Annotated in this window: 16 protein-coding genes; 7 read left to right on the top strand and 9 right to left on the bottom strand. The window is 55.6% G+C overall.

Features of this window, described 5'->3' with window-relative positions; all coding sequences use genetic code 11:
* Window positions 1-6: 6 nt before the first annotated feature.
* From ACMGGS_RS15890 to flgB, 5 genes are read right to left on the bottom strand one after another with little or no spacing between them, the layout of a single operon-like run.
* The gene (locus ACMGGS_RS15890) at window positions 7-762 is read right to left on the bottom strand and encodes a flagellar basal body rod protein FlgF (protein ID WP_414163426.1); all 756 of its coding nucleotides are present in this window, start codon (window positions 760-762) and stop codon (window positions 7-9) included.
* Window positions 763-782: 20 nt separating this feature from the next.
* Entirely contained in the window at window positions 783-2,036 is a 1,254-nt protein-coding gene (gene flgE / locus ACMGGS_RS15885; protein ID WP_414163425.1) for a flagellar hook protein FlgE, read from the bottom strand.
* A 26-nt stretch (window positions 2,037-2,062) separates the two neighbouring features.
* Window positions 2,063-2,743 carry a flagellar hook assembly protein FlgD gene (gene flgD / locus ACMGGS_RS15880; RefSeq protein WP_414163424.1) on the bottom strand — a complete coding sequence of 227 codons (681 nt, stop codon included), beginning with the start codon at window positions 2,741-2,743 and terminating at the stop codon, window positions 2,063-2,065.
* Between the two features lie 11 nt (window positions 2,744-2,754).
* A complete protein-coding gene (flgC, locus tag ACMGGS_RS15875; protein WP_176917799.1) occupies window positions 2,755-3,159 on the bottom strand; it encodes a flagellar basal body rod protein FlgC in 405 nt (134 codons plus the stop codon).
* A gap of 3 nt (window positions 3,160-3,162) precedes the next feature.
* Window positions 3,163-3,576, bottom strand: a complete 414-nt coding sequence (gene flgB / locus ACMGGS_RS15870; protein ID WP_414163423.1) for a flagellar basal body rod protein FlgB — start codon at window positions 3,574-3,576, stop codon at window positions 3,163-3,165.
* Window positions 3,577-3,733: 157 nt separating this feature from the next.
* Here flgB and flgA point away from each other — a divergent pair, with 157 nt between their 5' ends.
* From flgA to flgN, 3 genes are all read left to right on the top strand, one after another.
* Window positions 3,734-4,393: a flagellar basal body P-ring formation chaperone FlgA gene (gene flgA, locus ACMGGS_RS15865; RefSeq protein ID WP_414163422.1), complete on the top strand. Its 660-nt coding sequence runs from the start codon at window positions 3,734-3,736 to the stop codon at window positions 4,391-4,393.
* Window positions 4,394-4,483: 90 nt separating this feature from the next.
* Window positions 4,484-4,777, top strand: a complete 294-nt coding sequence (gene flgM, locus ACMGGS_RS15860) for a flagellar biosynthesis anti-sigma factor FlgM (RefSeq protein WP_414163421.1) — start codon at window positions 4,484-4,486, stop codon at window positions 4,775-4,777.
* Window positions 4,778-4,781: 4 nt separating this feature from the next.
* Complete coding sequence (gene flgN, locus ACMGGS_RS15855) at window positions 4,782-5,204, top strand: flagella biosynthesis chaperone FlgN (protein ID WP_414163420.1); 423 nt, start codon at window positions 4,782-4,784, stop codon at window positions 5,202-5,204.
* 42 nt (window positions 5,205-5,246) lie between these two features.
* On the opposite strand, the gene murJ is transcribed toward flgN, so the two are convergent.
* The 4 genes from murJ to rimJ form a co-directional block, all read right to left on the bottom strand.
* A complete protein-coding gene (murJ, locus tag ACMGGS_RS15850; protein WP_414163419.1) occupies window positions 5,247-6,782 on the bottom strand; it encodes a murein biosynthesis integral membrane protein MurJ in 1,536 nt (511 codons plus the stop codon).
* A 109-nt stretch (window positions 6,783-6,891) separates the two neighbouring features.
* Window positions 6,892-7,818: a Gfo/Idh/MocA family protein gene (locus ACMGGS_RS15845; RefSeq protein ID WP_414163418.1), complete on the bottom strand. Its 927-nt coding sequence runs from the start codon at window positions 7,816-7,818 to the stop codon at window positions 6,892-6,894.
* 2 nt (window positions 7,819-7,820) lie between these two features.
* Complete coding sequence (locus tag ACMGGS_RS15840; RefSeq protein ID WP_414163417.1) at window positions 7,821-8,468, bottom strand: YceH family protein; 648 nt, start codon at window positions 8,466-8,468, stop codon at window positions 7,821-7,823.
* Between the two features lie 10 nt (window positions 8,469-8,478).
* Window positions 8,479-9,063: a ribosomal protein S5-alanine N-acetyltransferase gene (gene rimJ / locus ACMGGS_RS15835; RefSeq protein WP_414163416.1), complete on the bottom strand. Its 585-nt coding sequence runs from the start codon at window positions 9,061-9,063 to the stop codon at window positions 8,479-8,481.
* 227 nt (window positions 9,064-9,290) lie between these two features.
* Between rimJ and mdtH the strand changes: the two genes are divergently transcribed.
* The 4 genes from mdtH to pyrC all read left to right on the top strand — a co-directional run bounded on the left by mdtH (window position 9,291) and on the right by pyrC (window position 13,080).
* Window positions 9,291-10,499 carry a multidrug efflux MFS transporter MdtH gene (gene mdtH / locus ACMGGS_RS15830; protein ID WP_414163415.1) on the top strand — a complete coding sequence of 403 codons (1,209 nt, stop codon included), beginning with the start codon at window positions 9,291-9,293 and terminating at the stop codon, window positions 10,497-10,499.
* A gap of 63 nt (window positions 10,500-10,562) precedes the next feature.
* On the top strand, window positions 10,563-11,210 hold the full coding sequence (gene grxB, locus ACMGGS_RS15825) for a glutaredoxin 2 (RefSeq protein ID WP_414163414.1): 648 nt from the start codon (window positions 10,563-10,565) through the stop codon (window positions 11,208-11,210).
* A 122-nt stretch (window positions 11,211-11,332) separates the two neighbouring features.
* Window positions 11,333-11,893, top strand: a complete 561-nt coding sequence (locus ACMGGS_RS15820) for a lipoprotein (protein ID WP_414163413.1) — start codon at window positions 11,333-11,335, stop codon at window positions 11,891-11,893.
* A gap of 140 nt (window positions 11,894-12,033) precedes the next feature.
* A complete protein-coding gene (pyrC, locus tag ACMGGS_RS15815) occupies window positions 12,034-13,080 on the top strand; it encodes a dihydroorotase (RefSeq protein ID WP_414163412.1) in 1,047 nt (348 codons plus the stop codon).
* Window positions 13,081-13,106 lie beyond the last annotated feature (26 nt).

Raw genomic sequence — 13,106 nt, 5'->3', positions numbered from 1 at the left:
CTGCTATTAGGTCATTGACAGCAACTGGTTAGCCCGCTGCGCGTTCTCATCCACGCTGCTGATAACCTTCATCTGCATTTCAAAACGCCGCGCGCTGGCGATCATATCGGTCATCGCCGCCACGGGTTTAACGTTACTGCCTTCCAGCACGCCGGACATGACCCGGATGCCAGCATCAGCCTGAAGCGTGGCACCGCGCGTTTCCTGCGCCTGTTGCGTCAGACGGAACATGCCATCATCGCCGCGCTGCACTTCGTTGCCGTCGGCTTTCACCAGCTTTAATTTTCCCACTGGCGCGATGGTGTTTGCCGGATCGCCGGGATTGAGGGCGGAGAGCGTGCCGTCGGCGGCGATGGTAATTTCCGCCCCTTCCGGCACCACAATCGGACCCGCTTCGCCAATCACCGGGTGACCCTGAATGGTCAGTTGACCGGTCGGGCTGACCTGGATGTTACCGTTGCGGGTATACCCTTCGCCGCCATCGGCGGTTTGCACCGTCAGCCAGCCTTCCTCCTGCACCGCCACGTCCAGCGGACGCGAGGTGTAGTCCATCTGACCGGGCGTCATATCCGCACCAGGGGTGGATTCGGTCACCAGCGTGCGGGTAGCAAGAGATAATCCGGTAACCGGCACCGCGCGCAGGGCGTTAAGCTGGGCACGAAAGCCCGGCGTGGACGCGTTCGCGAGGTTGCTGGCCGTGACCGACTGCTGATTCATGGTCTGGCTGGCCGCGCCCATCGCGGTATATATTGCGTGATCCATTAAACTATCCCGTCAGGCGCTTAGCGCAGGTTAACCAGCGTGTTAAGGATCTGATCCTGGGTTTTGATGGTCTGCGCGTTGGACTGATAGTTACGCTGGGCGACGATCATGTTCACCAGTTCTTTACTCAGATCGACGTTGGAGGCTTCCAGTGCGCCGTTGGTCAGGGAACCGAAGTTACCGCTGTTGGCGGTACCCAGCAGCGCCACGCCGGAGGCTTGCGTCGCGGCCCAGATGTTATCGCCCTGAGACGCCAGACCTTCGTTATTAGCAAAGTTAGCCAGTACGATCTGTCCCAGTACCTGCGATTGCTCGTTAGAGTAGTTACCCACCACCGTGCCGTCGTCGTTAATCTGATAGCTCACCAGATCGCCTGGCTTGTAGCCGTTCTGCGAGCTGGCAACGACGTTGTTCGCGCCGGTGTTCTGCTGCATGGAATTAAAGAAGCTGAGGGCGAAGGTCGCCGGGGTTGCCCCGTTCATCGCGCCGGTAGTGACTTCGATCTGCGGCTGTGTGTTGGCGTCCTCGTTCAGCGTGCCGTTGGCGGCGTAGTCGTACACGCCTTCCAGTTGACCATTGCTGTCAAAGTTCATCTGCGCGGCTTTCACGACCGCCGCATCAGCCACGCTGGAATCCTGAGTCCAGACATCCCATTTGTTTTCCGCTGTCTTAACGTAATACACGTTGACGTCGTGGGCGTTACCCTGGGTATCAAAGACGGTGATCGCCGCTTTTTTATTGTAGGTGTCGGCATCGCTGGCGCTGAACGTGGTCTTCGCCGGTACCGCATCCGAGGAATTCAGGTTGATCTGAATCGCAGCGCTGGTAGTGGTTTTGGCTGACATCAGCGTATTAGGAATAGAAATGCCGGTCGGGTTTGCCCCCTGCTGGACGGTAGGCGGCGTACCGGTTGCCGGGTAGCCGGTTAACTGAAGTCCCTGCATGTTCACCAGGTTACGGTTTTCATCCAGTTTGAACTGGCCGTTACGGCTGTAGTAAACCGAACCGTTGGTATCGACCATACGGAAAAAACCGTTCTGGCTGATGGCCACGTCCAGACCACGCCCGGTATTGGTGGTGGTGCCGTCGTTAAAATCCTGAGTGATACCCGCCACTTTTACGCCCAGACCGACTTTAGAACCGGCGAACATATCGGCAAAGGACGCCGTGCTCGACTTAAAGCCATAGGTGGCGGAGTTGGCGATGTTGTTGCCAATGACATCGAGGTTGGAGGCCGCAGCATTCAGGCCGCTAACCGCTTGAGAAAAGGCCATAACTTACTCCTGATAAGTAAAGAGGCTTAAATAATCTGCCGAACTTCGTCGAGTGTGGTGGTGCCGTAGGTACCCAGATCGAGCAGGCTACCGTTATCGCCGCGGGTCACGCCCTGCACCAGTGCAAATTGCAGCGGTTGGGCCACCAGTTGCGTCGCGCCGTTACTGGCGGCGATGCTGACGTTATAAGAGCCTTCCGGTGCCGCAGTACCGTCAGTTGAGGTGCCGTCCCAGCTAAAGGTATGCACCCCAGCGGTTAGCGCACCGATATCAATAGTCCGCACCACTTTGCCGCTTTTATCGGTAATGGTGGCGGTGACGGTATCCGCTGCCTGCTGAAGTTCCACGCCAAATGGGGTGGTGGTGCTATTACCGGAGAGCACGGTGGTGCCGGGGATCATCACGCCATGATCGATCAGCGTGGTGGCCTGTAAAGACTGATTATTATCAATCTGTCCGGAAATCGAGCCGAGAGTGGTATTGAGCTTTTCAATGCCGCTGACGGTACTGATTTGCGCCAGCTGGGTGGTCAGCTCGTTATTTTCCATCGGGTTGGTCGGGTCCTGATTTTTTAACTGCGCCACCAGCAGCGTCAAAAAGCTGCTTTGCAGGTCGGCGGAGCTATTACCCGTCACCGTACTGGTGCTGGTACTGGTTGTACTGACGCCAGTATTGGTTGGATCGTTTACGTTTACAGCGATAGACATGGGCGTTTCCTTTATTGTCCGAGCGTCAGGGTTTTTAGCATCATGCTTTTAACGGTATTGAGCACTTCGACGTTGGCCTGATAGCTGCGCGAAGCGGACATGGTGTTCACCATCTCGCCCACTACATCTACGTTAGGCATCCGCACGTAGCCCTGGGCATTAGCCAGCGGATTTCCCGGCTCATACACCAGTTTGTCAGCGGCCTCGCTTTCAATCACGCTGGCAACTTTGACGCCGCCGGTAGCCGCTCCCGCCGCCGCATCTACCTGAAAAACCACCTGCTTTGCACGGTAGGGTTCGCCGTCTGGCCCGGTTACGCTGTCGGCGTTTGCCAGGTTACTGGCCGCCACGTTAAGCCGCTGCGACTGCGCGGTAAGCGCGGAACCCGCGATGTCGAAAATATTCAGTAACGCCATGAATTAATTCCCCTGAAGCACGCTCATCATGCTTTTAATTTGTCCGCTTAATACCGTCAGCCCGGTCTGATATTGCAGGCTGTTATCAGCAAACTGCGTCCGCTCCCGATCCATATCGACAGTGTTGCCATCCAGCGAAGGCTGATCGGGAATACGGTACATCAGGTCAACAGAAGGGGCAGAGAGCGTCTGGGCAGGGATATGACGCGCCGACGTTACCGCCAGCTGCATTCCGGAGGCTTCAGGGCGTCCACGCTCCATCACTTTGTTCAGTTCACCGGCAAAATCCAGGTCGCGCGCCTGATACCCTGGGGTATCCGCATTGGCAATGTTGGCCGCCAGGACTTCCTGACGCTGCGCCCGTAAGTTCAGCGCTTCCTGCTGGAAGCGTAACGCGGCGTCGAGTCTATCGAGCATATCTCCTCCGCTGATGGCAAAATTTCAGCCAGTAGCTTAATTCTCCTTACGCGCGCGTTATCGACGGAATAAACGCATAATGCGTCGCTATTTGTTGCGTTGATAGAAAGCGACAACGGGTAAAATCCTTCCATTCCTTAACCGGCTGGAGTTCGCGATGTCCGCCCTGAAAGGCACCCTCACTGCTGCCCTGCTCGTTCTGTGCCCACTGGCACAGGCGCAGGATCTTAATGCCCAACTGTCGGCATTTTTTGCTCAACGTCTGACGGGATTCAGCGATGAGGTGGTGGTGAAGGTCAAAACGGCGAGCAATTTATTGCCACACTGTGAACAGCCTGCGCTGAGCGTTCAGGGTAATAGCAGATTGTGGGGTAACGTAAACGTGCTGGCCCAGTGCGGTGGCGAGAAGCGTTATATTCAGGTGCAGGTTCAGGCGACCGGTAATTATGTGGTTGCCGCCGCGCCGCTCGCCCGGGGGAGTACGCTATCTCCCGCCAGCGTGACGCTAAAACGTGGACGCCTCGATCAATTACCCCCGCGCACCCTGCTGGAGATGAATCAGGTGCAGGACGCGGTGGCGTTACGCGATCTGGCGGCCGGCCAGCCCGTTCAGCAATTTATGCTGCGCCAGTCCTGGCGGGTCAAAGCCGGACAGCGCGTGCAGGTCATCGCCAGCGGAGAGGGTTTTAGTATTAATAGTGAAGGTCAGGCGCTTAACAATGCCGCCATCGCCCAGAATGCCCGGGTGCGCATGTCTTCAGGCCAGGTGGTTAGCGGCACGGTGAACGCAGACGGGAATGTTCTGATTAACCTATAATCTTTTTAAAGAAATAACGACCGTTGCCGATAATTAGCTAACAATTGATATAGATGGCAGCAGCACCATAACCTCGATGAGGACAACAGAATGAGCATTGATCGTACATCGTCCCTGAAGCCAGTGAGCACCGTTCAGCCTCGCGAAACCAGCGATATGGCCACGCCGAAAGCACGTGCGGAGAAATCCACAACCGCTAACAGCACCAGCGTCACGCTGAGTGATGCGCAGGCCAAACTGACGCAGGCGGGCAAAGATGACATCAACGTTGAACGCGTCGAAGCGCTGAAAACGGCTATTCGTAACGGCGAACTAAAGATGGATACCGGCAAAATCGCCGACGCGTTGATCCGTGAAGCACAGAGTGACTGGCAGAGTAAATAACCGTATGAGTCGTCTGCCAGAAATACTGGACCAAATGACCGTCACCCTTAACGCACTTAAAGGCGTTATGGATGCCGAGCAGCAGCAGCTTTCCGTTGGCAGCGTCAACGGCAGCGCATTACAGCGTATTACTGAACAAAAAAGTTCGCTGCTGGCGACGCTCGATTATCTTGAAAGCCAGCGTCGGCATGAGCAGGACGCGCAGCGTAGCGCCAATGATGATGTGGCCGACCGCTGGCAGAGTATTACCGAAAAAACGCTGCAACTGCGCGAGTTGAACCAACATAACGGCTGGCTGCTCGAAGGGCAGATCGTGCGTAACCAGCAGGCGCTTGAGGTGCTTAAACCGCATCAGGAACCCGGCCTGTATGGGGCCGATGGCCAGGCGTCCTCCGCCAGTCGTGGCGGCAAAAAGTTCTCTATTTAATGGTATTGGGAGCGACCATACCGGTCACTCCCTGAATCCCACTTACGCCGTCCGGCGTGCAAACTCCTTCACTTTAAAGCCCAGTAGCGCAAGCGTCGCAAAATAAGCGACGACGCCAGCCACTACCACGCCCATCAGACGCAGGATGCGCACCGGCATGCCACCCTGTGACCATTCCGGCATCAGATGCATCACGCCCACCAGCACCGCCGCCATGACCATAACCGCAACAATCAGACGCAGCAGGAAACTGCCCCAGCCCGGTTGCGGAGTAAAGATTTTTTTCTTACGCAACTGCCAGTACAACAAACTGGCGTTAAGGCAGGCGGCAAGACCAATTGAGAGCGACAGCCCGGCGTGTTTCAGCGGACCGATAAACGCCAGGTTCATTACCTGGGTCATGATCAGCGTCACGATAGCAATTTTGACCGGCGTTTTGATGTCCTGACGCGAGTAAAACCCCGGCGCCAGCACCTTCACCACGATCAGCCCCATTAAACCCACCGAGTAGGCCACCAGCGCACGCTGGGTCATGGCGGCATCAAACGCGGTGAACTTACCGTACTGGAACAGCGAGACGGTCAGTGGTTTGGCCAGGATCCCCAGCGCCACCGCGCTCGGCAGCGCCAGCAGGAAGCACAGACGCAGCCCCCAGTCCATCAGGCGGTTGTATTCATCGTGGTTGCCGCTGGCGAAGCTTTTTGACAGCGACGGCAGCAGGATAGTCCCCAGGGCTACCCCCAGTACGCCGGAGGGAAACTCCATCAGGCGGTCGGCATAGTACATCCAGGAAACCGAGCCGGAGACCAGAAAGGAGGCGAAAATGGTATTGATAATCAGCGAGATCTGGCTGACCGACACGCCGAGGATCGCCGGTCCCATCTGCTTTAACACCCGCATTGAGCCAGCATCTTTAAAATTGAGACGCGGCAATACCAGCATACCGATTTTCTTCAGGTGCGGCAGTTGATAAAACAACTGCAACACGCCGCCAACCGTCACCGCCCATGCCAGCGCCAGGATTGGCGGATGAAAGTACGGCGCGGCAAACAGCGCAAAACCGATCATGCTGACGTTCAGGAACGTCGGCGCAAACGCCGGTACCGAGAAACGGTTCCAGGTATTAAGGATTGCTCCTGCCAGCGAGGCCAGTGAGATCAGTAAAATGTAGGGGAAGGTAATTTTTAGCAGTTGGGTGGTGAGCAGGAATTTATCGGCAGTATCAGCAAAGCCTGGTGCGGTAATAGTGATCACCCACGGCGCAGCCAGCATCCCGGCAACGGTGACAATCGCCAGCGCCAGCGTCAGCATTCCCGAAACATAGGCCACGAAAACTCGCGTAGCCTCTTCACCCTGCTTGCTTTTATATTCCGCGAGGATCGGCACAAAAGCCTGAGAGAATGCCCCTTCGGCAAAAATGCGCCGCAACAGGTTGGGCAATTTAAAGGCGACAAAAAAGGCGTCCGTTGCCATACCCGCACCAAAAACGCGCGCCACGATTGCATCGCGTGCAAATCCCAGCACCCGAGAGAACATGGTCATAGAGCTGACGGCAGCCAGCGATTTTAATAGGTTCATTAATGTGTTTTCCACAACACAGAGCAGAACGCCTGCAGTGCAGGCGCTGGAAAAGGCGATTAGTCTACCTGGATTGCCGTGAATTACTACTGCCAGATGTTACAGCGGGTTATCCCTGTGCCCGCTCGCGCCATAATTTTTCAATGATCGACTGAGCAAGAATGGCCTGCTCACCCGCCGTTTGCGGAACGGTCTGATTTTGCACGCACTCGGTAAAATGGTGCGCGCAGCCAACGAAGCCGCGCTGTTCCAGCGTCGTCTGCCAGCCGGGAATAGCCCGGGTAACGATGCCTGCCCCCCGCTCCTCCCGCCATTCGCGCATATCGGTGATATCGATCAGCGCGCCGTCGGTCACGGCCTGTACCGCTTCGCGCTGGCTTCCGGCGCGACGGTGCATACTGGTGGTGATTTGCAGTTGACGATGGCTGAAGTAATGTTCGGCATACAGCATTTCGCCCTGTTCCGTGGTTTGCAGCGTTCCGCTTTTAAGCGCACCTTCACCACCCGCCAGCCACAGCGCGGTATCCACCACGTGCAGATAATCGTCCAGCAGCGTAAAGCGTAAATCGTGCGGGCCGACGCTGTTGCTGCGGTGTTTGTCCATCCGCAGGGAGAACGCCGCGTTCATGTTGTCTTTCAGCTCACGGTAGAGTGGCGAAAAACGCCGGTTGAAACCGACCATCAATGTCAGATGCTTACGCTCAGCCAGGGCGATAAGCCGCTCAGCATCTTGCAGGTTTTCCGCCAGAGGCTTATCCACGCAGACGTGAACGCCCGCGTTGAGCAGCTCGCTCACCACGGCGTAGTGCGATGCCGTGGAGGTATGGACAAATACGGCGTCACACTGGGCTGCCAGTTGCGGGAGTGAATCCGCACAGGGCAGACGATAACGCTCACAGATCCGCTGCGCCTTCTCTTTCGTCGGCGACCAGGCCGCCTGCAACGTCCAGTCCGTCGCCGCGCTTAATACCGGCAGCCAGGCTTTCTGAGCGATCCCGCCCAGCCCGACCACGCCAATGCGTAATTTATTCGTCACGTTTACTCTCCCAGATGCGCCAGCAGCGATTCCAGCCGCTGTTTAAGTTCGGCGACTTCGCCTTCCAGCGCGTCGACACGGGCGTAGAGATCGTCAGACGCCGCAGGGGCAGCGTCAGGCGCTGGCATGGCGATATCGACCTCCCCGCTAAACAGATGCATAAAACGGCTTTCGCGCCGTCCCGGCTCCCGTGCCAGCCGCACGACAAAAGGTCCATCTTCCCGGCTGGCCAGTTTTTCCAGCGCATTTTCCACGTCGTTCATATCACTAAATTCGTGCATGCGCTGGGCGCGGCTGCGTAGTTCTCCCGGCGTCTGCGCGCCGCGTAACAGCAGCGTGGCGATGAGAGCAACCTCTGCCGAAGACAATTTCAGATCGCCAAATTCAGAATTACAAAAACGCTGCTCGTATTTAGTCACCCGATTGCCAAAGCCACTGACGGTGCGCAGATAGTGGCGTTTTACCAGCGCATCCAGCACCTCCTGAACCTCGTGTTCGCTAAGCGACATCACCGGTTCACGGTTGGTTTTCTGATTGCAGGCGGTAACGACCGCGTTTACGGACAGCGGGTACTGCTCAGGGGTCGTCACCTGCTTTTCCAGCAGGCAACCTATAACGCGCGCTTCCGTGGCGGTTAACGCATATTTCATCTTTTTCTCCTTATCGACCTGCGGTCCATTGCGGGGTGGTCAATGCTGTCAGCACATGATCGCGCCACTCACCGTTAATTAACAGATAGTCTTTGGCGTAGCCTTCTTTCTCAAAACCCAGCCGCGCCAGCAGGCCGCCGCTACGCTGATTATGCGGCATATAATTCGCCATGATGCGGTGAATATGCTGGGTCCGCTGCATATAGCGGATCGCGGCGGTAAGCGCCTCGAACATCAGCCCCTGCCCCTGCCATTTCTGACCAATAGAGTAGCCGAGATAACAGGCGTGGAACGATCCGCGAACCACGTTGGAAAAATTAGCCACGCCGATAATTTCTTTTTCTTCCGGATCGAGTAGCGCGAAATAAAACGCTGTGCCCTGTTTGTGGAATTCGTTAATCATGCCAAGCCGCGCCTGCCAGCCTGAGGGATAACAGTGGCTGTCATCGCGCACCGGCTCCCAGGGTTTTAAAAACTGTCGATTTTGTGCGTAATAATCCGCCAGCCGCCAGGCATCACGGTCGTGGACCAGACGCACCACCAGCCGGTCCGTGGTCAGGTGTACTTTCGGCACGTTACTGCGATAGCCAAACATGTAGACTCCTTCACTTACTTCTTGCCCTGGTCACTTCACTATACCTGCCCACAGGGCTGGAGTGAAAACAACAACATACCATTTTCTGCGCCAGGTCCGTTTTTCGATAAAAGGTATCAATCAAAGCGGGCTTTTGATGAAAAAATATCGTCGCGTAAAAGGTGGGAAAACTGTCGGCCGCGCCGCAAAATAGGCGGGTACTCGCCTTTTTATTTCCCGGAGGGGAAATGTCCCGTATCTCGCAGGCAAGGAGCCTGGGTAAATATTTCCTGCTGATAGATAATATGCTGGTCGTGCTTGGCTTTTTCGTGGTCTTTCCATTGATTTCGATTCGTTTTGTCGATCAAATGGGCTGGGCTGCAGTAATGGTCGGTATCGCTCTCGGTTTGCGCCAGCTTATCCAGCAGGGGTTGGGTATTTTTGGCGGAGCCATTGCCGACCGTTTTGGCGCGAAGCCTATGATTGTCACCGGCATGCTGATGCGCGCCGCCGGGTTTGCCACCATGGCAATCGCGCAGGAGCCATGGATGCTGTGGCTTTCCTGCCTGCTTTCGGGACTTGGCGGCACGTTGTTCGACCCACCGCGCTCGGCGCTGGTAGTGAAATTAGTTCGTCCGCATCAGCGGGGGCGTTTTTTCTCCATACTCATGATGCAGGATAGCGCAGGCGCGGTGATTGGTGCTCTGCTGGGCAGTTGGCTTTTACAGTACAACTTTAGTCTGGTATGCAGCGTCGGCGCGGTGCTGTTTATTGCCTGTGCCGTATTTAATGCCTGGTATCTTCCTGCCTGGAAACTGTCAACGGTGAAAGTGCCGGTGCGTGAAGGTCTCGCACGCGTGCTGCGTGACAAGCGTTTCGTCACCTATGTTCTGACCCTGACCGGTTACTACATGCTGGCCGTCCAGGTGATGCTGATGCTACCGATTATGGTCAACGACATTGCCGGCACCCCGTCGGCGGTGAAGTGGATGTATGCTATTGAAGCCACGCTGTCGCTTAGCCTGCTTTACCCCCTGGCACGCTGGAGTGAAAAACGGTTTCGTCTTGAACACCGCTTAATGGCGGGCCTGCTGATCATGACGCTCAGTATGCTGCCCATCGGGCTGGTGGGCAGCCTGCAACAGCTTTTCTCGCTGATCTGCACCTTTTACATTGGCTCGATTATCGCCGAACCGGCGCGCGAAACGCTGAGTGCCGAACTGGCGGATGCCCGCGCACGCGGTAGCTATATGGGTTTCAGCCGTCTGGGATTAGCCTTTGGCGGCGCACTGGGCTACGCAGGAGGCGGCTGGCTGTTTGACGCAGGTAAAGCCTCCGGTCAGGCCGAGCTTCCCTGGTTTATGCTGGCGATGATTGGCCTGATGACGTTGCTCGCCCTGTGGTGGCAGTTCAGCCCTAAGCACCCGGCACCCGGTATGCTGGAACCGAGAACCTGATTTGATAAGCGCCTGTTTCTCTTCCATACTCAAAGTCTGGACGGTAATACCTGGAGGAGAAACGTGAAGCTTTATATTTACGACCACTGCCCTTACTGTGTAAAAGCCAGAATGATCTTCGGCCTCAAAAATATCCCTGTTGAGCTGAACACATTGCTCAGCGACGATGAGGCAACGCCGGTCAGAATGATCGGTCAGAAGATGGCTCCCATCCTGCAAAAAGATGACAGCCGTTACCTGCCGGAAAGCCTCGACATCGTGCATTATGTCGATAACGTTGACCGAAAACCGCTGCTGACCGGCGATCGCAACCCAGCTATTGAAGAGTGGCTGCGTAAAGTGAATGGCTACGTTAACCGTTTGCTGATCCCGCGTTTTGCGAAATCACCGTTTGATGAATTTTCCACCCCGGAAGCGCGTCGCTCTTTCACGGAGAAAAAAGAGGCCCAGTTGGGCAGCTTTGCCGATCATCTTGCCCATTCCGCCGGGCTTATTAAGAATATCAGTGACGATCTGCGCATTCTGGATAAACACATTGTGAAGCCCAACGCGGTGAACGGTGAGCTTTCGGAAGATGACATTCACCTGTTTCCGCTATTGCGTAATCTGACCATCGTCGCCGGGATCAACTGGCCGACCCGGGTTGCCGATTATCGCGATAACATGGCGAAACAGACCCAAATTAATCTGCTCTCTTCTATAGCGTCCTAACCGTCTGGCGGACGGACGTCCGTCCGCCAGTACTTTTAAGCCTTTTCCTCTGTTAATTTCTGTGCTGACAGTACATGCTGCTTGTGTCAGGATAGATGACAGGCATGATGCAGAGGAAACCCATGAAGAAGATTGTTGTTGCCGCCGCCCTGATCGTCAGCGGCCTGATTGTCGGGTGTAACCAGCTTACTCAGTACACCGTCAGTGAGTCAGAAATTAATCAGGCGCTACAAAAACGGAATAATTTTTCCAAAGACATTGGTCTGCCGGGCGTGGCTGACGCACATATTGTCCTGAACAATCTCACCAGTGCCATTGGCCGTGAAGAGGCGGATAAAGTCACGCTGAGTGGCGATGCGTTGCTGGATATGAACTCCCTCTTCGGCAGTCAGAAAGCCACGATTACCCTGAAGCTGAAAGCGCTCCCCGCCTTTAACAAAGAGCAGGGCGCAATCTACCTGCAGGAAATGGAAGTGGTGAATGCTGACGTGAAGCCAGACAAAATGCAGCCGGTGGTGCAAACACTGCTGCCTTATTTGAATCAGTCACTGCGTAACTACTTTAATCATCAGCCCGCTTATATGTTGAAAGATGATGGTGGAAAAGGCGAAGCACTGGCTAAAAAATACGCTAAAGGTATTGAAGTGAAGCCGGGTGAAATCGTCATTCCTTTCACCCATTAATCGTTTTGTTACTCTTCGACGCAAGCCTGCAAGGTGCCCTTCAGGCTTGCGTAACACAATAAAAGAGTGCAAACGAAAACGTTTCCGCTTATCCTTAGTGCCCGGCAAAAAACAGCCCTGATACCCGCCGGAGCGCTCTAATGACTGACCAACCGCAAGTACTTAAAATCCGCCGCCCTGACGACTGGCATCTTCATCTGCGTGACGGGGAAATGCTGAAAACCGTCGTACCTTATACCAGTGAAATTTATGGCCGTGCGATTGTCATGCCCAATCTGGCACCGCCTGTCGTGACGGTAGATGCCGCGATAGCCTACCGTCAGCGTATTCTGGCTGCCGTCCCTGCCGGACATACTTTTACGCCACTGATGACCTGTTATCTGACCGATTCTCTCGATCCGGCAGAACTGGAGCGCGGTTTTAATGAAGGTGTCTTTACCGCCGCCAAACTTTATCCGGCCAATGCCACCACCAACTCAAGCCACGGCGTGACCAGCATTGATGCCATTATGCCGGTGCTGGAGCGGATGGAAACGCTGGGTATGCCGCTGCTGGTGCATGGCGAAGTCACCCACGCGGATATTGATATTTTTGATCGTGAAGCGCGGTTTATTGAGACCGTTATGGAACCGTTGCGCCAGCGCTTGCCGGGGCTGAAAGTGGTATTTGAGCATATCACTACCAAAGACGCGGCGGATTACGTGCGTGAAGGCAATGAGCGGCTGGCGGCGACCATCACCCCCCAGCATTTAATGTTTAACCGTAATCATATGCTGGTTGGCGGCGTGCGGCCTCATCTTTACTGTCTGCCGATCCTCAAGCGCAACATCCACCAGCAGGCGCTACGTGAGCTGGTCGCCAGCGGCTTTGACCGTGTTTTTCTCGGCACTGACTCCGCCCCGCATGCGCGTCATCGTAAAGAAGCCAGCTGTGGCTGTGCGGGCTGTTTCAATGCCCCTACCGCGCTTGCCAGCTACGCGACCGTGTTTGAAGAGATGAATGCGCTGAAGCACCTGGAAGCGTTTAGCTCGCTTAATGGTCCCCGCTTCTATCAATTGCCGGTGAATGACACGTTTGTTGAGCTGGTTCGCCAGGAGAGCCAGGTGGCCGAGTCTATCGCCCTGCCTGACGATACGCTTATTCCGTTCCTCGCTGGCGAAACCGTGCGCTGGACGCTGGTAAAATAATTTGCGGTCCCCTGTTGTAAGTTAAT

Source organism: Superficieibacter sp. BNK-5 (assembly GCF_047456055.1).
Taxonomy (GTDB): Bacteria; Pseudomonadota; Gammaproteobacteria; order Enterobacterales; family Enterobacteriaceae; genus Superficieibacter.
Note: the sequence above shows the minus strand (reverse complement) of the source record. Positions and strands in the feature narration are given on the sequence as shown.

What these genes read in the sequence shown, in the direction of transcription:
- ACMGGS_RS15840 (WP_414163417.1), bottom strand. Translation starts at nt 8,468, where the DNA reads ATGAAATATGCGTTAACCGCCACGGAAGCGCGCGTTATAGGTTGCCTG.
- ACMGGS_RS15890 (WP_414163426.1), bottom strand. Translation starts at nt 762, where the DNA reads ATGGATCACGCAATATATACCGCGATGGGCGCGGCCAGCCAGACCATG.
- flgA (WP_414163422.1), top strand. Translation starts at nt 3,734, where the DNA reads ATGTCCGCCCTGAAAGGCACCCTCACTGCTGCCCTGCTCGTTCTGTGC.
- flgB (WP_414163423.1), bottom strand. Translation starts at nt 3,576, where the DNA reads ATGCTCGATAGACTCGACGCCGCGTTACGCTTCCAGCAGGAAGCGCTG.
- murJ (WP_414163419.1), bottom strand. Translation starts at nt 6,782, where the DNA reads ATGAACCTATTAAAATCGCTGGCTGCCGTCAGCTCTATGACCATGTTC.
- flgE (WP_414163425.1), bottom strand. Translation starts at nt 2,036, where the DNA reads ATGGCCTTTTCTCAAGCGGTTAGCGGCCTGAATGCTGCGGCCTCCAAC.
- ACMGGS_RS15820 (WP_414163413.1), top strand. Translation starts at nt 11,333, where the DNA reads ATGAAGAAGATTGTTGTTGCCGCCGCCCTGATCGTCAGCGGCCTGATT.
- rimJ (WP_414163416.1), bottom strand. Translation starts at nt 9,063, where the DNA reads ATGTTTGGCTATCGCAGTAACGTGCCGAAAGTACACCTGACCACGGAC.
- pyrC (WP_414163412.1), top strand. Translation starts at nt 12,034, where the DNA reads ATGACTGACCAACCGCAAGTACTTAAAATCCGCCGCCCTGACGACTGG.
- flgM (WP_414163421.1), top strand. Translation starts at nt 4,484, where the DNA reads ATGAGCATTGATCGTACATCGTCCCTGAAGCCAGTGAGCACCGTTCAG.
- flgC (WP_176917799.1), bottom strand. Translation starts at nt 3,159, where the DNA reads ATGGCGTTACTGAATATTTTCGACATCGCGGGTTCCGCGCTTACCGCG.
- flgD (WP_414163424.1), bottom strand. Translation starts at nt 2,743, where the DNA reads ATGTCTATCGCTGTAAACGTAAACGATCCAACCAATACTGGCGTCAGT.
- mdtH (WP_414163415.1), top strand. Translation starts at nt 9,291, where the DNA reads ATGTCCCGTATCTCGCAGGCAAGGAGCCTGGGTAAATATTTCCTGCTG.
- flgN (WP_414163420.1), top strand. Translation starts at nt 4,782, where the DNA reads ATGAGTCGTCTGCCAGAAATACTGGACCAAATGACCGTCACCCTTAAC.